At 60.2% G+C, this 19,643-nt stretch carries 17 protein-coding genes and 2 tRNA genes; 10 read left to right on the forward strand and 9 right to left on the reverse strand.

Annotation, left to right across the window (positions count from 1 at the left end):
• Nucleotides 1–14 precede the first annotated feature (14 nt).
• Nucleotides 15–1,412, forward strand: a complete 1,398-nt coding sequence (locus BMZ23_RS01790) for a flagellar hook protein FlgE (protein WP_093471827.1) — start codon at nt 15–17, stop codon at nt 1,410–1,412.
• Nucleotides 1,413–1,511: 99 nt separating this feature from the next.
• On the opposite strand, the gene rdgC is transcribed toward BMZ23_RS01790, so the two are convergent.
• Nucleotides 1,512–2,429, reverse strand: a complete 918-nt coding sequence (rdgC, locus tag BMZ23_RS01795; protein WP_093471830.1) for a recombination-associated protein RdgC — start codon at nt 2,427–2,429, stop codon at nt 1,512–1,514.
• Nucleotides 2,430–2,656: 227 nt separating this feature from the next.
• Between rdgC and BMZ23_RS01800 the strand changes: the two genes are divergently transcribed.
• From BMZ23_RS01800 to bamJ, 3 genes are all read left to right on the forward strand, one after another.
• Nucleotides 2,657–2,732: transfer RNA gene (locus BMZ23_RS01800), tRNA-Val, on the forward strand.
• A gap of 15 nt (nt 2,733–2,747) precedes the next feature.
• A tRNA-Asp gene (locus BMZ23_RS01805) sits at nt 2,748–2,824 on the forward strand.
• Between the two features lie 257 nt (nt 2,825–3,081).
• Nucleotides 3,082–3,819 carry a BamJ family beta-barrel-assembly machinery protein gene (gene bamJ, locus BMZ23_RS01810; protein WP_093471833.1) on the forward strand — a complete coding sequence of 246 codons (738 nt, stop codon included), beginning with the start codon at nt 3,082–3,084 and terminating at the stop codon, nt 3,817–3,819.
• Nucleotides 3,820–4,188: 369 nt separating this feature from the next.
• Here bamJ and BMZ23_RS01815 read toward each other — a convergent pair whose 3' ends face one another.
• Together BMZ23_RS01815 and BMZ23_RS01820 are read right to left on the reverse strand one after the other, a co-directional pair.
• Nucleotides 4,189–6,027: a GGDEF domain-containing protein gene (locus BMZ23_RS01815; protein ID WP_093472142.1), complete on the reverse strand. Its 1,839-nt coding sequence runs from the start codon at nt 6,025–6,027 to the stop codon at nt 4,189–4,191.
• A gap of 70 nt (nt 6,028–6,097) precedes the next feature.
• A complete protein-coding gene (locus tag BMZ23_RS01820) occupies nt 6,098–8,191 on the reverse strand; it encodes a carboxy terminal-processing peptidase (RefSeq protein ID WP_093472145.1) in 2,094 nt (697 codons plus the stop codon).
• 139 nt (nt 8,192–8,330) lie between these two features.
• Between BMZ23_RS01820 and BMZ23_RS01825 the strand changes: the two genes are divergently transcribed.
• Nucleotides 8,331–9,278 (forward strand): NAD(P)H-quinone oxidoreductase, encoded by a 948-nt coding sequence (locus BMZ23_RS01825; protein ID WP_093471836.1) that lies wholly within the window; start codon nt 8,331–8,333, stop codon nt 9,276–9,278.
• A gap of 202 nt (nt 9,279–9,480) precedes the next feature.
• Here the strand turns inward: BMZ23_RS01825 and BMZ23_RS01830 are convergent, their stop codons facing one another.
• The 5 genes from BMZ23_RS01830 to minC all read right to left on the reverse strand — a co-directional run bounded on the left by BMZ23_RS01830 (nt 9,481) and on the right by minC (nt 13,436).
• A complete protein-coding gene (locus BMZ23_RS01830) occupies nt 9,481–10,779 on the reverse strand; it encodes a M18 family aminopeptidase (protein WP_093471839.1) in 1,299 nt (432 codons plus the stop codon).
• A gap of 28 nt (nt 10,780–10,807) precedes the next feature.
• Nucleotides 10,808–11,443 (reverse strand): pseudouridine synthase, encoded by a 636-nt coding sequence (locus BMZ23_RS01835; protein ID WP_093471842.1) that lies wholly within the window; start codon nt 11,441–11,443, stop codon nt 10,808–10,810.
• A gap of 42 nt (nt 11,444–11,485) precedes the next feature.
• Complete coding sequence (gene minE / locus BMZ23_RS01840) at nt 11,486–11,746, reverse strand: cell division topological specificity factor MinE (RefSeq protein WP_093471845.1); 261 nt, start codon at nt 11,744–11,746, stop codon at nt 11,486–11,488.
• A complete protein-coding gene (gene minD, locus BMZ23_RS01845; protein WP_093471848.1) occupies nt 11,746–12,555 on the reverse strand; it encodes a septum site-determining protein MinD in 810 nt (269 codons plus the stop codon). The genes minE and minD overlap by 1 nt, the downstream gene beginning before the upstream one ends.
• A 116-nt stretch (nt 12,556–12,671) precedes the next feature.
• Nucleotides 12,672–13,436, reverse strand: coding sequence for a septum site-determining protein MinC (gene minC, locus BMZ23_RS01850; RefSeq protein WP_093471851.1), 765 nt, complete (start codon nt 13,434–13,436; stop codon nt 12,672–12,674).
• A 146-nt stretch (nt 13,437–13,582) separates the two neighbouring features.
• On the opposite strand from minC, the gene BMZ23_RS01855 reads away from it, so the two are divergent.
• A complete protein-coding gene (locus BMZ23_RS01855; protein ID WP_093471854.1) occupies nt 13,583–14,533 on the forward strand; it encodes a lipid A biosynthesis lauroyl acyltransferase in 951 nt (316 codons plus the stop codon).
• Entirely contained in the window at nt 14,533–15,747 is a 1,215-nt protein-coding gene (locus tag BMZ23_RS01860; protein WP_093471857.1) for a patatin-like phospholipase family protein, read from the forward strand. Before BMZ23_RS01855 ends, BMZ23_RS01860 begins: the two co-directional genes overlap by 1 nt.
• On the opposite strand, the gene rapA is transcribed toward BMZ23_RS01860, so the two are convergent.
• Nucleotides 15,738–18,578 carry an RNA polymerase-associated protein RapA gene (gene rapA / locus BMZ23_RS01865; RefSeq protein WP_093471860.1) on the reverse strand — a complete coding sequence of 947 codons (2,841 nt, stop codon included), beginning with the start codon at nt 18,576–18,578 and terminating at the stop codon, nt 15,738–15,740. The two genes, BMZ23_RS01860 and rapA, sit on opposite strands and share 10 nt — an antisense overlap.
• A 258-nt stretch (nt 18,579–18,836) precedes the next feature.
• On the opposite strand from rapA, the gene BMZ23_RS01870 reads away from it, so the two are divergent.
• The 3 genes from BMZ23_RS01870 (at nt 18,837) to ccoM (ending at nt 19,594) form a co-directional block, all read left to right on the forward strand.
• A complete protein-coding gene (locus tag BMZ23_RS01870) occupies nt 18,837–19,118 on the forward strand; it encodes a hypothetical protein (RefSeq protein WP_093471863.1) in 282 nt (93 codons plus the stop codon).
• 42 nt (nt 19,119–19,160) lie between these two features.
• Entirely contained in the window at nt 19,161–19,343 is a 183-nt protein-coding gene (locus BMZ23_RS01875; protein WP_093471866.1) for a hypothetical protein, read from the forward strand.
• Nucleotides 19,344–19,474: 131 nt separating this feature from the next.
• The gene (ccoM, locus tag BMZ23_RS15270; RefSeq protein WP_281242292.1) at nt 19,475–19,594 is read left to right on the forward strand and encodes a cytochrome c oxidase subunit CcoM; all 120 of its coding nucleotides are present in this window, start codon (nt 19,475–19,477) and stop codon (nt 19,592–19,594) included.
• The last annotated feature ends 49 nt before the right edge of the window (nt 19,595–19,643 follow it).

Raw genomic sequence — 19,643 nt, forward strand, 5'->3', positions numbered from 1 at the left:
ACAGGAGAGACACTATGTCCTTCAACATCGGTTTGAGTGGTCTGCGCGCAGCGTCCACCGATCTCAGTGTAACCGGCAACAACATTGCCAACGCAGGTACCATCGGTTTCAAGAGTTCACGGGCTGAATTTGCCGACGTGTACGCTGCCTCTGTATTGGGTACCGGCAAGAATGCCCAGGGCAGCGGCGTGCAACTGGGCAGTGTGTCGCAGCAGTTCACCCAGGGCAATATCGACTTTACCCAGAACACACTGGATCTGGCGATTAACGGTAACGGCTTCTTTATCACCAGCAATCAGGGGGCGATCAGCTTTACCCGTGCCGGGTACTTTGGCACCGATCGAGAAGGCAATATCGTCAATAATTTTGGTGAGCGCCTGCAGGGGTTTGGGGTGGATCCGGTCACCGGCGACATCAGCGAAGGCGTTCGCCGTGATATGCAGATAGATACCCGGGCTGCAGAACCGCAGGCTACCACCGAAATCCGCTCGCGACTTAATCTGAATTCGACCAATGTGCAGCCGGTGCTGTGGCAGCAGAGCTATGACCAGGCCTATGCGGCATCGATTGCTGGCGCCGCGGATCCTGCCAACCCCACGCCGGCTGAAATCACTGCCGCTGAAACAGCGGGTCTGACGGCTGCTGCGGCCTCCTTTGATCCGACTGATTCGTCGTCCTATAACAGCTCGACTTCGGTGGATATCTACGACAGCCTTGGTAATCCGCACGTGATGACCAAGTACTTTATCAAGACAGGGCCTGGTGCCTGGGAGATGGTTGCGCTGATTGACGGGCGTGATCCGCAAACCGGTGTGCTGGCATCTGACCCGGCCTATACACCCTCTGCAGCGTCACGCTTTCCGATGAGCTTCAACAATGCAGGCCAGTTGACGACCGCCCAGCCCTATGAGCTGAATGGCTGGGTTCCCCTGTCGGCCAATGGTCAGCCTACTGGCGCCACGTCTCCTGTGGCGCGGCTGGGTATTGATCTCACCGGCACCAGTCAGTATGCCGCAGTGTTTTCGCGTAGCTCGGTGACTCAGGATGGCTTCACTACAGGGGATCTGGCCGGCCTGGAAATTGACGACAGCGGCATCATCTTTGCCCGTTATACCAACGGACAGACGCGCGTACAGGGGCAGATTGCACTGGCCAGCTTCCCCAACCAGCAGGGGCTGACCCCGCTGGGCAAGACGGCATGGGCGGAGTCCTTTACCTCGGGTGAGCCGGTGGTCGGCAAACCGACCACGGGTACTTTGGGAGCCATACAGTCGGGTGCGCTTGAGCAGTCCAACGTCAACCTGTCTGACCAGTTGGTGGCGTTGATTGTTGCCCAGCGTAACTATCAGGCCAACGCCAAGACCATCCAGACCGAGGATGCGGTAACCCAGACCATCATCAATCTGCGTTGATGGATGTTGCTACTCACCGGGGGCACATAGCCCCCGTTTTTTATGGTGCTGCAGACGTGGCGCCGTGCAACGTGGCTTTACGGCTTTGCATGGGGCGACTCAGATGCCCTGGGGGATTTCCTCGCCACCCAGCGCGGTGCCGAGCGAGGGAATCAGTTCAGCCAGTGTTTCGGCCATGATCAACAGGGTTGCATCCAGTTGCCCGGCCATATCCTCGCCACCTTGTTCATCAGCCTGCTCTTGCAGCAATTCTTCGAATTTCAGCCGGCGCAGTCCCAGTTTGTCGTCCAGTACCAGTGACAGCTTGTCGCGCCAGTGCAGGGCAAGCTGGCTGACCTGTTTGCCAGCATCCAGATGCTGCTGGATTTCGTCGCTACCCAGGTCCTGGCGCTTGCACTTGACGGTGCCGCCATCCTCACCGGTATCACGCAGCTCGCACTCGTCAGCGATCACCAGGCCTTCGGGAGCCTGTTGAGTGCGAACCCAGTCGGTCATGCAGGCCATGGGCGCTATTTTGACGTTGATTGGTCGTACCGGAAGGCTGCCGGTGCTTTCACGCATAAGGTTCAGCAGCTCTTCGGCACGCTTGTGGCTGGACGTGTCTACGGCAATCCAGCCGTGTTGCGGCGCCAGCAGGGCCAGAGTGGTGCGGCTGCGGGTAAAGGCGCGTGGCAGCAGATCCAGCATCACTTCGTCTTTCAAAGTGTCGCGTTCCTTGCGATAGACCTTGCGCGCATCACGCTGTTCTATTTCTTCAACCTTTTCGTTCAGCGCTTCACGAACCACGCTGGAAGGCAGGATGCGCTCATCACTGCGCATGGCGACCAGCCAGAAGCTCTGGGCTACCTGCAGCAGGTTTTCCGAGTGTTTGCCAAAGGGCGTGGTCCAGCCCAGTGTCTGGGTTTCCTGGCTGGCACAGGGGCGTGCCGGATGCTTTTCCAGTGCGGTGAGCAATTCGCTTTCATTGAAAGGCAGGGGCTGGCTGAAACGGTAGATCAGCAGGTTCTTGAACCACATGCGATTGTCCTTGCGTTTGACTGGGCACGGCAGCATTCTGCCGCGCTGTATTGATGGTGTCGGGCGCACATAGTGCCGCAGTCGCCGGATCAGGGCCAGTCATCCTGCTGAAGCCTGCGTATTTTCTGGGTTGGCGATAACGCATTGAAAAAAGGTGCGATTTTTTTTGCCACAGGTATTGCCAAGGAGGTTATCCCGGCCTAGAATGCGCCCACTTCGAGAGTAAAGGGTGATTAGCTCAGCTGGGAGAGCATCTGCCTTACAAGCAGAGGGTCGGCGGTTCGATCCCGTCATCACCCACCACTCGAGGGGTAATGCGCAGCGGTAGTTCAGTCGGTTAGAATACCGGCCTGTCACGCCGGGGGTCGCGGGTTCGAGTCCCGTCCGCTGCGCCATCTACGAAAGCCTTTAACTTGATGAAAGTTAAAGGCTTTTTTCGTTTCTGGAGTTCCAGAATCTTCGCTCTTGAAAGTGCTTGCCGCTCTCGGCGACCAGATCGTGATCATCTGCCCGAAAAAGCCGGTGTTCTTTTGTCCGTGGGGTCACACCCTCAGAGACCGTCAGTCAATCCCCGATTTTTGTATGGTTGCCTCTGCGCCTGCCTGTTAAGCTGATTTTTTTCGCCCGTAACGGGCTTTTACACGAGGTAAGCATGAAGCGTACATTGCTGGCTGCTGCGGTGGCCTTTTCGCTATTCGGTCTGGCAGGTTGCCAGGACAAGGATGCAGCGCAGGTTGCGGTAAAACTGGACACGCCGATACAGAAGGCATCCTATGGCATCGGTCGGGACATGGGTGAGAACCTTCTGGCCAGCGGCCTGACTGACATTGACACCTATGCACTGGCGCAGGGTATGCGTGATGCGCTGGATGGTCTGGGATCTGCTGTTTCCGATGAAGAAATGCAGCAGGCATTTGCCGAGTTGCAACAGGTTGCCATGCAGCAGATGGACTCCCGTTCCTCCGCGCTGCGTGAGTCAAATGCTGCCTGGCTGGCCGAGAATGCCAAGCAGGAGGGTGTAACAACGACTGAGTCCGGTCTGCAGTACAAAGTACTGAAGGCAGCTGATGAGGATGCCATGCGTCCTACGTCCAGCGACCTGGTCAAGGTGCATTACGAAGGTCGCCTGATTGACGGCACTGTTTTCGACAGCTCACGCCAGCGCGGCCAGCCGGCAGTATTTCCGGTGGACGGTGTGATTGATGGCTGGGTTGAAGCGCTGCAACTGATGAAGGTTGGCGAGCAGTGGTCGGTGACTATTCCCAGTGAGCTGGCTTACGGGCCTGACAGTCCGGCGCCGAGCATTCCTCCGCATTCGGTATTGGTGTTCGATATGGAGCTGCTGGAGGTGGTCTCTCCAGACTCGCTCGGGCAGCATGACGGGCACTGATTGCCTGTTTTCCGGCTGAGGTTGTGTTTAATCCCTGGCTGCAGTTGATGGTTGCACCGGCAGGTTTTCTTGCCCGGTGCAACCAGCCTCTCCAGCAGCAATGGGATATCGATGCGCTACGTTCATTCTGTTACCTGCTGGAGTGCCCGAGCCTGTATTCGGGTTGCTTTTTCTGCGCTTTTCCGGTTCGAGTGTTACGCTTGTACACATTCATCGGTAACACCTTCACTGTTTCTTGTCAAAGCGCCATCATCCATAGGGTACATATTTAACCTATTGATTTTAATATGTTTTTTCTTTGGTTAAAAAGTGCTCAGTTTGTTTGGAAGGCCTTTCAAACGGTCGTTTCGGCGTTTTTTCAAAGCCTTGTCAACAGACATATCCACAGCTTTTGTGGGTAACGCGCTGCAGGCCGCATGGTGTCTGGTCTGGGGCCCTGAATGCCAGGTCATACTGTTCTGATTGTCCGTGGCTGGATCCGCAGACCACGCTGAATCCCGGGTAGTTCTTTGCTTGCTGCTTGAGCGCCGATGCCTGCTCGGCAAGGCTGGCGGGATCATCCTGGCGGTTGTTACCGGCATCCAGATGCAGCACGCCAATCGACAGGCTGACCAGTGCGTGTTGGCGCTGTACGCCATGGCGGTCTGCCGCGGTGAAGCCGCCATCGCGCTGGTGTTCAGGTCGATAGAGTGGCAGGGTGTCCCGGCTGAAGTCGTGGTTGATGCGCTGCAGACGGGCGTCCCAGTCGCTGCTGCGCAATACCAGCATAAAGTCGTCACCACCGATATGGCCGACGAAGTCGTGACGCTGGTCGCAATGCTTGCGTAGCAAACGTGCAAGAATCAGCAGTACCTCGTCACCCTTGGCGTAGCCATACAGGTCATTGAATGGTTTGAAATTATCCAGATCCAGATAGCACAGACGCGCCTTATGGCCGGTTCGCAGCAGGCGTGCCAGGCATTCCTGAATCGGTATATTGCCGGGTAGCAGCGTTAGTGGGTTGGCGTGTCGTGCTTCACGGATTTTAAGTTCGGTGATTTGGCGCAATACATCCATTACCCTTCCCAGTCCGTAATAGAGGCCTTCGCGCAGAATGATGAAGTCCTCGTCAAGACGTTGGCGCGCCCGACTGGTCAGTAGTCGGCTGACCTGCTCCAGACTCTGCCCGATATCGACCACCAGCGGCTGGTCATCCATTAGCTGGCTTATCGGTTTGCGTCCATGAAGCTCAAGGGCAAAAGGCTTGAGCAGTTTTCGGGTAAAGTTGTTGCGCTGGACGGTGCCGACCGGTTTGTTGCTGCTATCCACTACTGCGAGGGTGTTCAGGCTGGCCTGATCCTGAAAGCGTTGCAGCACATCAAGGGTCAGGCAGTCAGCGCTTACCGGAGCTGTCTCTATTAGCAGGCTGTGAATGCCAGTGACGTCCGGCTGCAGGCCCAGGCACTGTTTGAGACGATCTTCCAGTTGAGCTCGTTGCTCGAGAGGCTCGGCGTGCGGCTTGGCCAGCCAGTAGCCCTGTACCCAGTCGATCCCCATTTGTTCGAGGGCTTCCTGTTCCTCGGCACACTCAATGCCTTCAGCAATCAGGTTGGAGCGGCTGGCCTTGGCCATACTCAGCATGGCACTGACAAATTCACGCTTGATCGGATCAAGATGTATATCGTGGATAAAGTGCCGGTCGATCTTTACATGGTCGGGTTGCAGTTCTGACCAGAGTTGCAGGCCGGCGTAGCCGGCACCCAGATCATCCAGCGCCACCTGTAGCCCCATCTCGCGATAATGCAGCAGTGCTTCGCGTAACAAGCCCATATCGTTGATTGGGGCCTGTTCGGTCAATTCAATCACCAACCGTGCCGGAGGCAGGCCAAAGCGTTGTATCAGTTGCAAGGTGGCACCACGCGAATGGCCTGGTTCCAGCAGGGTTTCCGGTGAGACATTGAGAAACAGCATGCCGGGTAATTGCAACTGACAGAAGCGACTGATGGCAGTGCTGCGACACAGATGTTCCAGTTCGCTGAGCAGGCCACAATGGCGTGCGGTGGCAAATAGCGTTAGCGGGGAGTGCAGCGGACTGTCGGAGGGGCCTCTGCTGAGCGCTTCGTAGCCGATAATACGTTGCTCCAGGCTCGATACAATCGGCTGGAACAGTGTGCTGATCAGGCCTTGCTGGATAATTCGCTGCAACTCGTTACGGGATTCGGACAACATGCGCAAGGCTCCGGCAGACATTTGATGTCTGCCGATTGTCACGTGCTCCTGTTAAGTCCGTGTTACAGCTTCAGGATGCCTTGGCTAGCTGTTCGTCCAGATTAAGGCGCAGGACGTCCAGCAGTATCTTGCCTGTTTCGGCAAGGAAAGGATCTTTGGCGATTTCTTCAGCGGTTCGGCTACCGCCATGGCTGAGTGGTTGCTCGTTGCGCTCGAGTTTGCTCAGCGGGGTTTCGCCCAGTGCCTGTCGGCGCTGGTTCTCCAGAACCAGTAGGCGGCTTTCATAGTCCTGTTGCTGGGTACGGCGACGAGCTTCGTTGAGTGGTAACAGCGTCATGTCGCGCATTTCACGTTCCAGATCGTTGCGTGCCCGGGTGTAGACAAAATCAGGATGTGAGGCGGTGCGGTGCTCGTGTCTTTCCTGAAGAGCCCCGAGCAGGCTGCGTAGTTGGCGGTCATGGCGGTAACTGACAGGGGCGATGCTGTCCCAGGGCAGGGCGCGTGGCAGGCTGCTTTCACCAATCTCGGCAGTATCGAGACGGGACGGAAACTGTATGTCCGGGAGTACGCCACGATTTTGTGTGCTTTGACCAGAAATGCGGTAGAACTTTGCCAGGGTTAGCTTGAGCTCGCCGTGATTCAACGGCTGTACCGATTGCACAGTGCCCTTGCCGAAGGTTGGTTCGCCAATGATCAGGGCGCGACCATAATCCTGCATGGCGCCGGCAAAGATTTCCGAGGCCGAGGCGGACAGGCGGTTGACCAGAACCGCCATGGGGCCTTCCCAGGCAATGCCTGAGCGGGTGTCATCCATGATCTGGATCTGCCCCTGGCTGTCGCGGACCAGTACGGTGGGGCCGCGGTCGATAAACAGGCCGGTCAGCTCGGTGGCTTCTTGCAGAGAGCCACCGCCATTGTTGCGCAAGTCCAGTACCACGGCAGTAACACCATCGTCACGCAGCTCGCCCAGCAGGCGGCGTACATCGCGGGTGGTACTGCGATAATCAGGGTCGCCGCGACGGTAGGCTTTGAAGTCCATGTAGAAACCGGGAACCTCGATAACGCCGACACGGTTGCTCTGGCCTTCATGCTCCAGCTCCAGAATATGGCTCCGGGCGGCCTGGTCTTCAAGTTTTACCGCTTCTCGGGTCAGCACCACTTCTCGGGTGCTCATATCGCTGGGCGGGTTACTCGCCGGGATCACTTCCAATCGTACCCGCGAGCCCTTGGGGCCACGGATCATTTTGACCACTTCATCCAGTCGCCAGCCGACGACATCGACCATTTCCTCATTGCCCTGGGCAACCCCGGCAATACGGTCGGCAGGACTCAGTTGTTGGCTGCGCTCAGCCGGCCCGGCAGGCACCAGCCGGACAATGCGGGTGAATTCGTTGTCGCTTTGCAGTACGGCACCAATTCCCTCAAGAGAGAGGCTCATATTGATGTCGAAGTTTTCCGCCAGCTCCGGTGACATGTACTGGGTATGTGGATCGTAAACCTGGGCCAGTGCGTTGATATAGTTCTGGAACATATCTTCACTACGGGTCTGGTTCAGGCGCAGTTGCTGGTTGCGGTAGCGCTTGCCAAGGGTGTCGATAATGGCATCGCTGTCGCGGCCTGCGAGCTTCAGTCGCAGAATCTCGTCTTTCAGTTGTAAGCGCCAGAGTAGCTGCAGGGCATCATCATCCTCTGCCCAGGCTGACTTCTCGCGGTTTGTTTCTATATTCTGGTCACTGTCCAGATTGATTTTCTGCAGGCCCTTGTCGAGTTGCGCCAGCATGAAGTTGCTGCGTTGAATGGCGCGGGCCAGTTGCCGGCGGTGGATACTGAAGCCCGGCTCGAGGTTGCCGGCCAGCAGATGGTCATCCATATGGTAGCGGTTGACTTCAAATTCGCGGATATCCCAGGCACTGAACAGGCTGCGCTGGGGGTCCAGTAATTGCAGATAAGTGTCGAATATCTCGCTGGACAGCGCGTCATCCAGCCGTATACGGTTGTAATGGTGCCGGCGCAGCAGCTCTACCGTGTTGAGGCTGGCGATGGTGTGTTCACGGGTTGGCTTGAGGTTGTCGATATCCAGCGGCAGCGGCTCTGCCGCGGTGGCCAGACCACCAAGCAGCAGCAGGCCTGCGCCAGCAAGTGCATTGATCAAACGGGTTCGCATCGGGCTGCTGTTGCTCATGAGCTGGGGGACTTCCGCAAGGCTGTTCGACAGGGGCAACGCAGGGCGTGCCTGAAACTATGACCGGATCTACCGTCGGGGGTTCCCTGTCGGCAGACACGCAAATCACTATGGAGTCTGTGTGAGAGGATTGCAAGCCGAGGCCGGTGCATTGCGCTGGCAGGAAGTCACTGAGGTGCCGCTGCGCGCGGGTGAAGTACGTATCGAGGTGCGGGCTGCAGGCCTGAATCGCGCCGACCTGTTGCAGCGGGCCGGTCTTTACCCGCCGCCGCCGGGTGCCAGCCCGGTACTGGGTCTGGAATGCGCCGGCGAGGTGGTGGAGGTCTGCGGCGACAGCCGCTGGCAGGTGGGTGATCGGGTCTGTGCACTACTGACCGGTGGCGGCATGGCCGAACAGGTGGTGGTGGATGGTCGGCACCTGTTGCCGGTGCCTGAGGGGTTGGACTGGGCCGAGGCGGCAGCCATTCCCGAGGTGTTTGCCACGGCCTGGCTGAATGTGTTTGAGCTGGGTGCGGCGCAGCCGGGCGAGAAGGTGCTGATCCATGCCGGTGCCAGTGGCGTGGGCACCGCAGCTATCCAACTGTGCCGGGCGCTGGGCAACCCGTGCTGGGTCAGCGTTGGCAACAGTGAGAAGCTGGCTGCCTGTGTCGAGCTGGGTGCCGAAGGCGGGGTGTTGCGCCAGGCTGGTATCGGGGCTCTGGCCGAGTGGGCGCCGTTTGATGTGGCGCTGGACCCGGTGGGTGCCAACTATGCGGCCGAACACCTGCAACTGCTCGGTGTGGATGCACGCTGGGTACTGATTGGTTTGATGGGTGGGCGCGAGGCCAGGCTGGATCTGGCGACGCTGCTGGTCAAGCGTATCAGTCTGATTGGGTCGACCCTGCGTACCCGTGATGCCGAGTTCAAGGCCGGTTTGTTGGCGCGCATGGAGCAGCGCCTGTGGCCGTTGTTTGCCAGTGGTCAGTTGCGGCCGCTGGTGGCGCGGCGCTTTGGATTTGATCAGGCCGAGCAGGCGTTTGCCGAACTGGCGGCGGATCAGTTGGTGGGCAAGGTGGTGTTGGTGCGCTGATCTGTTGTTTGTTGCGGCATTGATTGATTTGTTCTGCGCGGGCTCGCTTGCCGGCAACCCGTTGCGGACACGCCGCAAGTACATCCCTGTAGGCTCGTCGATAGCCGTCCCTGGCTATCGACGGTCCGCAACGGGTTGCCGGCAAGCGAGCTTGGGTCATCTGTGCCGCTGAACAGAAGCCGGCCGTATCGTCGGTGCTGGCTCAGCCCGGCAACTCCTCGCAGTTGTAGAACTCCCGCAGTACCCGGATCAGATAGCCAGGGTCGCGGCTCCCGGCCAGTTCACGCACCGAGTGCATGGCCAGCGTTGGTACGCCGACATCCACCGTGCGGACGCCGGTGCGGCTGGCGGTGATCGGGCCAATGGTGCTGCCGCAGCCCATATCACTTCTCACCACAAAACTCTGTACCGGCACCCCGGCCTGCTGGCACAGGTGACGGAACAGACCGGCGGTTTCGCTGCTGGTGGCGTAGCGCTGGTTGCTGTTGATCTTGATTACCGGGCCGCCATTCAGTTGCGGGCCATGGTTGCCGTCGTGCTTGTCAATGAAATTGGGGTGCAGCGCGTGGGCATTGTCCGCCGATACCAGAATTGAGCGTTGCAGGCAGCGGATGCGTTGTTCGGCGTCCGGCAGCAGGCGCTGCAGCAGATCTTCCAGGAACGGGCCGTCGGCCCCGCAGCAGGAACTGGAGCCGACTTCCTCGTGGTCGGTGCACACCAGCAGGCAGGCTTGACGGCCGTCACTGTCGAGCAGGGCGCGCAGGCCGGCGTGGCAGGACAGCAGGTTGTCGAGGCGCGCGGCGGCAAAGAAGTCGCCGTCCACGCCAATGCAGGCCGGTGGCTGGGTGTCGTAGAAACTCAGTTCGAAATCCAGTACCTGATCCACCTGCAGTTCTGGGTATTCCCGTTGCAATTGATCCTTCAGCAGGCTGCGCACGTCCCGTTGCGGCTCACTGGCGTGGGCCAGCAGCGGCGGCAGGTGCAGCTGGGGGTTGATCGCCAGGCTGTCATTCACGCCACGGTTGAGGTGGATGGCCAGGCTGGGAATGATCGCCAGTGGCTGGCGAAAGTCCAGCAGACGGCTGTGTAGCTGGCCCTGCTGGTCGCGCAGGGTGACACGGCCTGCCAGTGACAGATCACGGTCGAACCAGGGTGCCAGCAGTGCGCCGCCATACACCTCGACGCCCAGCTGCCAGAGATTGGCTTGCAGTAGGTCCGGTTGCGGCTTGACCCGCAGGCAGGGGCTGTCGGTGTGTGCGCCAATCATCCGCAGGCCGCGCTCAAGGGCGCCGGGCTCACCGAGGCTGAGAGCGATCAGCGAGGAGTCGTTGCGGGTGATCAGGTAGCGCCCACCTGGCTGCAATTGCCAGGCATCCCGTTCATCCAGGCGCTGGTAGTCGGCAGCTAGCAAGCGGTCGGCCAGCGTGCGGGTGGCGTGGAAGGGTGTTGGTGAGGCCTGGATAAAGGCGCCCAGATCGTCGATTACGGATGACTGTGGCATGCGCAGGCTCCTGCTGTGGGTGTTGGATTCAAAACGGCGCCGGGCTGACAAAGCGCAGAAATTCGCCGCTGACCGGGTGGCGGATACCCAGCATGGCGGCATGCAGGGCCAGGCGCGGGCAGGCCGCCAGGGCCTGTTCATGGGCATACAGGCGGTCGCCGAGCAGCGGGTGCCCGAGGGCCAGCATGTGTACCCGCAGCTGGTGCGAGCGCCCGGTGATCGGCGTCAGTTCTACCCGGCAATGGTCCTGGTGGCGTTCAATCACCCGCCAGAGGGTCTGCGAGGGGCGACCATGCTCGAAGTCGACCTTGTGGCGTGGCTTGTTTGGTGGATCATAAGCCAGCGGCAGATCGATGCGCCCGCTGTCTTCGGCCGGATGACCCCAGCACAGGGCGATGTAGGTCTTTTCGGTTTCGCGGTCATGAAACTGACGTGACAGTTCGCGGTGACTGTCGGCATTACGGGCAATCACCAGCAGGCCCGAGGTTTCCCAGTCGAGGCGATGCACAATGCGTGCTTCCGGCCAGCCGTTTTCCTGTAGTCGGGTAATCAGGCAGTCCTTGTTGTCCTCGGCGCGGCCGGGGACCGAAAGCAGCAGGGTCGGTTTGTCGACAATCAGGAAGTGCGGATCCTGGTGCAGGATGCCGATGTCGGTGAGGGGCATGCGAGTTCCCGTTGCCGCCGGGGCTGCCGGCGGCAACTGCTGTCAGGGGCGTTCCGGCAGGGTGATATTGAGCTCGAGGATCGAGCAGTCATCCTGGTTTTCCAGCGAGACGTTGACCTGGTCGCGGTCGATCTGCACGTACTTGCTGATCACGTCGATGATTTCCTGCTGCAGTTGCGGCAGGTAATCCGGCTGGCTGCGCTGGCCGCGCTCGTGGGCAACTATGATCTGCAGGCGTTCCTTGGCCACCGCCGCCGGGGTGCTCCGCTTCTTGCGGTCACGAAAATAGTCGAACAGACTCATCAGCGGCCTCCGAACAGTCGCTTGAGCAGGCCTTTTTTCTGGGCCTCGAGGAATCGGTGCGGAACGTCCTTGCCGAGCAGGCGGTCAACCGCATCGCTGTAGGCCAGACCGGCGTCGCTCTTGTCATCCATGATCACCGGGATGCCCTGGTTGGATGCCTTGAGTACTGCCTCGGATTCGGGAATCACTCCCAGCAGCGGGATCGAGAGGATTTCCTCGACGTCGCTGACCGAGAGCATTTCGCCCTTTTCCACCCGTTCCGGGTTGTAGCGGGTCAGCAGCAGGTGTTCCTTCAGCTGGCCGCCCTGTTCGGCGACCCGCGATTTGCTGGCCAGCAGACCAAGCATGCGGTCGGAGTCGCGTACCGAGGAGACCTCGGGATTGGTCACAACTACAGCGGCGTCGGCAAAGTACATGGCCAGGTGTGCGCCTTTCTCAATACCGGCCGGTGAGTCGCAGACGATGTAGTCAAAGGTCTGCTTGAGCTCTTCGAGTACCCGCTCGACGCCTTCCTGGGTCAGCGCATCCTTGTCGCGGGTCTGCGAGGCCGGGAGGATGTAGAGGTTCTCGGCGCGCTTGTCACGGATCAGCGTCTGGTTCAGGTTGGAGTCGCCGTTGATCAGGTTGACGAAGTCATACACCACACGACGCTCGCAGCCCATGATCAGGTCGAGATTGCGCAGGCCGACGTCGAAATCAATGATTACGGTCTTGTAGCCGCGCAGGGCGAGTCCGGTGCCGATGGCGGCGCTGGTGGTGGTCTTGCCGACGCCGCCCTTGCCTGAGGTGACAACGAGGATTTTTGCCAAAGTGACCTTCCTGTCGATCTGTGAGGGTTGAATTCAGTGTGGTCGTGCCCGTTATGCAGTGGGGCAACCATGTGTGACGGGTCTTTGGCAGAGCCCGGATGGCTGCACAGTATCTGTCATAGGGCGGTGATCTTCAAGCTGTCGCCGTCCAGCCAGATCTGCGCCGGTTGCTTCCACAGCGGATCGCGGCGCAAGTCTTCGGCGACCTTGTACTGTCCGGCGATGGAGATCAGCTCGGCTTCCAGACTCTGGCAGAAAATCCGCGCCTCGGCGTTGCCGCGCACCCCGGCCAGGGCGCGGCCGCGCAGCGGGCCATAGACATGAATATGCCCGTCGGAGAGCACTTCGGCGCCGGCGCTGACGGCACTGTGTACCACCAGATCACCGGCCGGGGCATATACCTGCTGCCCGGAGCGAATCGGCTGGTTGACCAGTTTGCCGGCGCTGGCCGGTGCCGCTTCAGGGCTTGGTGCCGGCGCAGCTGCGGGTTGCGGCTCGGAACGGCTGTTGGCCGGGGCGCTGTCGCTGTCACGTTCGCGGCCGCGGCCGGGTGGCAACAGGAGGGTGGCACATTCGCTTGCCAGCGACCGCCATTGCTCGCCACCACGCAGGCCAACCGGCTGCAGGCCATGGCGGCGGCAGATATCCAGCAGCAGGCGGATGTCGTCGGCGGCCGGGCTTTGCTCCAGGCGATCAAGACCAAGCACCACCGGGGTGTCAGTGAAGAAGTTGGGGGCTTGTTCAATCTTTTCTGCCAGTTGCCGCTCGAACTGGTCGCTGCCACCGCGCAGCAGTTCGATCTGGGTCATGGCGACCATGCCGCCCTTGAGCTGGAATACCGGGTCGTTGTCGAACAGGTCGGGATTGGTGTCGGCAGTCATGGTTGATTCTGGTCCGGGTGGCATTGGCTATAACAGGCCCTCCTTATATAGATTGGGGCATCCGACTGCAAGGGCAGGGCCGAGTTATACCGTATGCTGAGCAATTCTTGGTTAGAATGCTGTTTTCGGCATAGTTGAGTGTTGTGATGGATCGACCCCGCTTCAAACGCAGTTTTCTGCATCCCCGCCATTGGCCGCTGTGGTTGGGGCTGGGATTGCTGTGGCTGCTGGTGCAGTTGCCCTATTCAGTGTTACTGCTGTTGGGTCGGGCGCTGGGCTGGTTGATGTTCGTCTTTATGGTGGAACGTCGCCGGGTGGCCGAGATCAACCTGCAGTTGTGCTTTGCTGACTGGACTGAGCAGCGTCGCGCACAGTTGCTGCGCGAGAACTTTGCCAGCAATGGCATTGCCCTGTTCGAGACAGCGATGGCTTGGTGGTGGCCACGCAAACGGTTGCAAAAATTGGCGCAGATCGACGGGCTTGAACATCTGCAACGGGCGGCGGCCGAGGGGCAGGGTGTGGTGCTGATGTCGCTGCATTTCACCACACTGGAAATTGGTGCCGCACTGCTGGGTCAGCGGGCCACCATTGATGGCATGTACCGTGAACATCGTAATCCGGTGTTTGATTGGGTGCAGCGCCGGGGTCGCGAACGACACAATGCCGATGCGTTGGCAATCGAACGCGAGGATGTGCGCGCCATGTTGCGTTCGCTGCGCCGCGGGCGGGCGATCTGGTATGCCCCGGATCAGGATTACGGACGCAAGGCCAGTGTGTTTGTGCCGCTATTCGGCGTGCCGGCGGCGACGGTGACCGCCACCAGCACCTTTGCTCGCCTTGGCAAAGCGCGGGTTGTCCCCTTTACCCAGTGTCGCCTGCCGGGCGGCAAGGGCTATCACCTGCACATCCATCCGGCACTGGAGGATTTTCCCGGGCCGGACGAGACGGCAGACGCTTTGCGTATCAATGCCTTTGTCGAGCAGGCGATTAGCGCGCACCCTGAGCAATATATGTGGGTACACCGGCGTTTCAAGACACGGCCCGAGGGAGAGTCCCGGCCTTATGCCAAACGCAAGCGGCGCCGGAGACGGCGCTGATGCCTTGGGCGAGCGGAGATGACTGCCGTGATTGCGCCGGACTGATCCTGTCCGGTGGTGGTGCGCGGGCGGCTTATCAGGTCGGGGTGCTCGATGGTATCGCTGAGCTGCTGCCGGCCGGAGCGGCGAATCCGTTTCCGGTGATCTGCGGCACCTCCGCCGGAGCCATCAATGCCTTGGGTCTGGCTACCCACGCCAGTGATTTTGCCGAGGCGGTGCAGCGCATGCATCGGGTCTGGAGCCAGTTCAGCTGCGATCAGGTATACCGCAGTGATTGGCCGGGAGTGATCGCCCAGGCCTGGCGCTGGAGTCGCGCCAATCTGCTGGGTATCGGTCGGGATCAGCCGACCGCCTTGCTCGACAACCGGCCGTTGCGCCAGTTGCTGGCGCAGGTGTTACCTCTGGGACGGATCGAGCAATCGTTGCAGAATGGCAATTTGCGTGCAATCTCTGTCAGTGCCTTTGGCTACCAGTCAGGCGAGTCGGTGTGCTTTTACCAGGGGCATCAGCGGATTTCACCCTGGAACCGTCACCGCCGAGTCGGTGTGCAGACACCGCTGGGAATTGATCATCTGATGGCCTCGGCGGCCATTCCCCTGCTGTTTCAGCCGGTACAACTGAATCGTGAATGGTTTGGCGATGGTGCGGTCCGCCAGCAGGCACCGATCAGTCCTGCGCTGCATCTGGGTGCGCGACGGGTGCTGGTGGTCGGGGTGTCGGACAACCTGTCTGCCGAGCCGGTCGGAGGGCGGCGCGGACCGCGAATCCGCGCGGCTTTGCCGCCGTCGCTGGCGCAGATTGGCGGGCATTTGCTTAACAGCACCTTTATCGACAACCTGGAAGCCGATGTCGAGGTATTGGATCGCATGAACCGACTGGCCGGTTATTTGCCCTACGGCACACGCCAGTCTGCATCGGGGCCGCGCAAGGTTGAGTTGTTGATCATCACTCCCAGCGAGCCGCTGGATGTGATTGCCAGCCGGCACCGGCGTGAGCTGCCACCGGCGTTGCGAATGTTCCTGCGCGGCAGTGGTGGAACCCGCGCCAGTGCCGGCAGCATGCTCAGCTATCTGTTGTTCGAAGCAGGTTACTGCGGCGAACTGATCGCTCTTGGCCGGCGCGATGCGTTGGCCAAACGTGCGGAGTTATTGCGTTTTCTCGGCTTGCCGCCCTCTGTCGAGGCGCTGGCAGAGGGGCAGCCGGTTCAGGGCTGACCCGCGACCATGATTCGCAGGGCATCCAGCCTTACTCGCGCCTGACTGAGGGCCTGCAACCCGTCGCTGTGCTGTTTCTGCAGCGCCTCTATTTCGTCTTGACGAACCAGCGGGTTGACTCGGGCCAGCGCTTGCAGTCGCTGGATTTCTTCCTCGAGTGACTGACTGAAACTGTCCGCTGCTTGCTGCAGTAGCTGTGCATGTTGCACTTCTGCTAATGCCTCTGCACGGTCCAGCAAACGCTCTACAACCTCCCGCTGACTGCGCGCAATCTTGCCAGCCAGGTGCTTGGGCAGGCTTTCCAGTTGACCGTCGAGGGTGTCGAAACTGACCTTGGCTGACAGGTCGTTGCCAGTGGCATCCAGCAGGCAGCGTAGCGGGGTGGGTGGCAGTACCCGCTGCAGTTGCAGCTGACGCGGGGCAATCGCCTCGCTGACGAAAATGCATTCCAGTAGCAGCGTGCCGGGCTTCAGTGCGCGGTTGTTGAGCAGGCCGACGGTGCTGTTGCCGAGGCTGCCGGACAGCACCATGTCCATGGCGCCCTGAACCATCGGGTGCTCCCAGCTGAGAAATTGCATGTCTTCGCGGCGCAGCGCGGTTTCGCGGTCGTAGGTGATGGTCACGCCCTCGTCATCGCCGAGAGGAAAACCGGCGTCCAGCATGCGCTCGCCGGGACGCAGGATCAGTGCGTTGTCCGAGTGGTCCTCGCTGTCGACACCAAACACCTCGAACACCTGTTCCATGTAAATCGGCAAGTCGAAGCTGTTGTCCTGAGCGGCTATTTTGCTGATCAGGCGTTCGGCATCACCGTGGCCGCGCGAGTGCAGCTCGAGCAGTCGGTCGCGGCCGGACTGCAGTTGCGCCTCCATCTGCTGGCGGCGCTCACCGGCCTGCAGCAGCAGGGCATCCCAGCCGGGCTGGTCGGGTTGATCCAGATGCTGCAAGAGTTCACTGCCAAACTCGTGCTGCAGGGTGTTGCCGGTGGGGCAGGTGGCAACGAAGGCGTTCAGTGCCTGGGCATACCACTGGAACAGCCGCTGTTGCGCGGTGCCTTCCAGGTAGGGGACGTGCAACTGGATGGTCTGTTGCTGGCCAATGCGATCCAGGCGGCCGATACGCTGTTCCAGCAGGTCCGGGTGGCTGGGCAGGTCGAACAGCACCAGATGGTGGGCAAATTGGAAGTTGCGGCCTTCACTGCCGATTTCCGAGCAGATCAGCACCCGCGCGCCAAACTCTTCGTCGGCGAAGTAGGCGGCGGCACGGTCGCGTTCAATGATGCTCATGCCCTCATGGAACACGCTGGCGGGGATGCCGCTGCGCAGGCGCAGGGCTTCATCCAGGTCCAGTGCGGTTTCGGCATGGGCGCAGATCACCAGAACCTTGCTGCGCTTGAGCATCTTCAGGGTGTCAATCAGCCAGTCGACGCGCGGGTCCTGCTGCCACCAGCGCTCGCCGTTCTCGCTTTCGCCATTCTGCAGGCCGGTTTCCGGGTACAGTGCGGCACGGCCGTCGAGGTCGTTGTAGATCGCCGGGCAGGGCAGTGGCGCCGGATGCAGCTGGCGCTCGGGGAAGCCGCTGATAGCGGCCCGAGTGTTGCGATAGAGCACGCGACCGGTACCGTGGCGGTCCAGCAACTGACGGATCAGCCGCTCCCGGGCGACCTCGGGCTGCGCACCCTGCAGTTGTTCGAGCAGCTCGTCAGCCTGTTCGCCGAGCCAGCTGGTCAGTGCGGCGCATGCGCTGGCGTCGGGTTTGCCATGATCCAGCAATTGCTGCACTGCTTCGGCTACCGGGCGGTAACCCTCGGATTCAGTACAGAACGCCTGGTAATCATGGAAACGGTCGGGATCGAGCAGGCGCAGGCGGGCAAAGTGGCTGGCCAGTCCAAGCTGTTCCGGGGTGGCAGTAAGCAGCAGCACCCCGGCGATCTGCCGGGCCAGACCTTCAATCAATTGATATTCGGCACTGGGTGCTTCACTGTCCCAATGCAGGTGATGGGCCTCGTCAACTACCAGCAAATCCCAGTCGCTGGCCATTGCCTGCTCGACCAGCTTGGGTTGCTCCAGCAGAAGATCCAGGGCGATAAGTGCCAGCTGTTGTTCTTCAAAGGGGTTTTCTTCGGCGCCCTGGCAACGCTCGGCATTCAGCAGCGCGAATTCCAGATTGAAACGCCGGCGCATTTCCACCAGCCACTGGTGCTGCAGGGTTTCCGGAACCACGATCAGCACCCGGCGGGCACGACCGCACTGCAGTTGGCGGTGGATGATCAGGCCGGCCTCGATGGTCTTGCCCAGACCCACTTCGTCGGCCAGCAGCACCCGTGGGGCGATCCGCGAGGAGACGTCATGGGCGATATGCAACTGGTGGGCGATAGGCTGGGTGCGTACGCCGGCCAGCCCTAGCAGTTCCGAGCGCTGTACCCTGCAGTGGTGTTGCAGGGTCTGGTAGCGCAGGCTGAACCAGTTCAGCGGGTCGATCTGGTTGGCATACAGACGGTCGCTGGCCAAGCGAAACTGGATAAAGTTGTCCAGCATGGTTTCAGCGAACTCGGCAGAGCTGCCGTCACTGCGCAGGCCGCTGTAGTACAGCAGACCCTCGTCCTCGCGGACATCCGCAACGGTCAGAGTCCAGCCTTCATGATGGCTTATCTGGTCGCCGGGACTGAAGCGCACGCGGGTCAATGGGGCGTTGCGCAAGGCGTAGTGGCGGGTTTCGCCGGTGGCAGGGAACAGCAGCACCAGCTGGCGGCCATCCTGGGACAGCAGGGTGCCAAGCCCCAGTTCGGATTCGCTGTCACTGACCCAGCGTTGCCCAGGGGAATATGTCGTCATCTGCTGCTCCTGACCCGGTGATGCAAAAAAGGGCAGCTATATTAACCGAAACTGGCTGGCGGCGGCCCATGTGAACTGACGGGCTGATACTGTGAAGTTGGTCACGCTCCGTGGGTAAAGTGTTTCAATATTTGGTCGATAAGCAACTATGTATCAGGCGTGAATGTCTGAAGTGCAGAGAGCGTCGGGTGAACGCGTGCAATCATCCGTGCCGGTGGTGTCCGGATTTGTTCGCGCAGACCGCAAACGGGGTGTGACATGCTGATTCCAGGACTTCCTCCAGCCGGTTCGCTGAATGACAAGTTGAAGACGCGCAAGGATGTTGCACCGGCGGCCCCTACTGAGCCGTTGCACGAGGCTTTGGCGCAGCCGATAGAGCGCCGGCGTCGTGATTCTGATCGTTTTCCCGAGCGTCGCCGCCGTCGCAAGCAGCGGTTGCTGACCGACGAGGTGGTGGAGCAGGCGGTCGAGCAGGTGTCGGAAGAGCGTGCCGAAGGAGAATTGCCTGACAAGGGCTTGCTGGTTGACATAGAGGTGTGAGGCGCGGGACGCTTGCCACCTGTTTTTGTGGAATTCCCAGCCATGTCCGATAACCCTGATACCACTCCCTTGCTTGATTTTGAGGAGGCTCGCCATCGCCGTCGCCACGAGTTGGATGAGCAACGTTTGATGCGTATGCGAGAGGCTTTTGCCAAAGCTCTTCCGTTGCCGACCACAAAAGTGCACAAGAAGAAAGGCACTGGCAAGAAAGGCAAGAAGCGCTGAGTCTGAGAGCTGCTGCGACGTCCTGTCGCAGCTTTGAGCCCTGGATCCTGTTCATCCGTTGACACTGATCAATAAACCAGACGCTTCATGGGGGTATTGTCTGTCCCATGAATCGGATCTGGAGGTGAACCATGTATATGGATGAAGTGGTGATTGCAGGTGTACTGACCGTTGGCCTGATGGTGGTTTTTCTTGGCGGTTTTGCCTGGTTTGCCTGGCGTGACAGCCAGAAGCAAGACAAAAAGGGCTGATACATCGGTTTTCCCTGCCCTACGGAGGCATCCGTGGTGGTGGGTTCTC

It is taken from the genome of Halopseudomonas yangmingensis, assembly GCF_900114825.1.
In the GTDB taxonomy this organism is placed as follows: Bacteria; Pseudomonadota; Gammaproteobacteria; order Pseudomonadales; family Pseudomonadaceae; genus Halopseudomonas; species Halopseudomonas yangmingensis.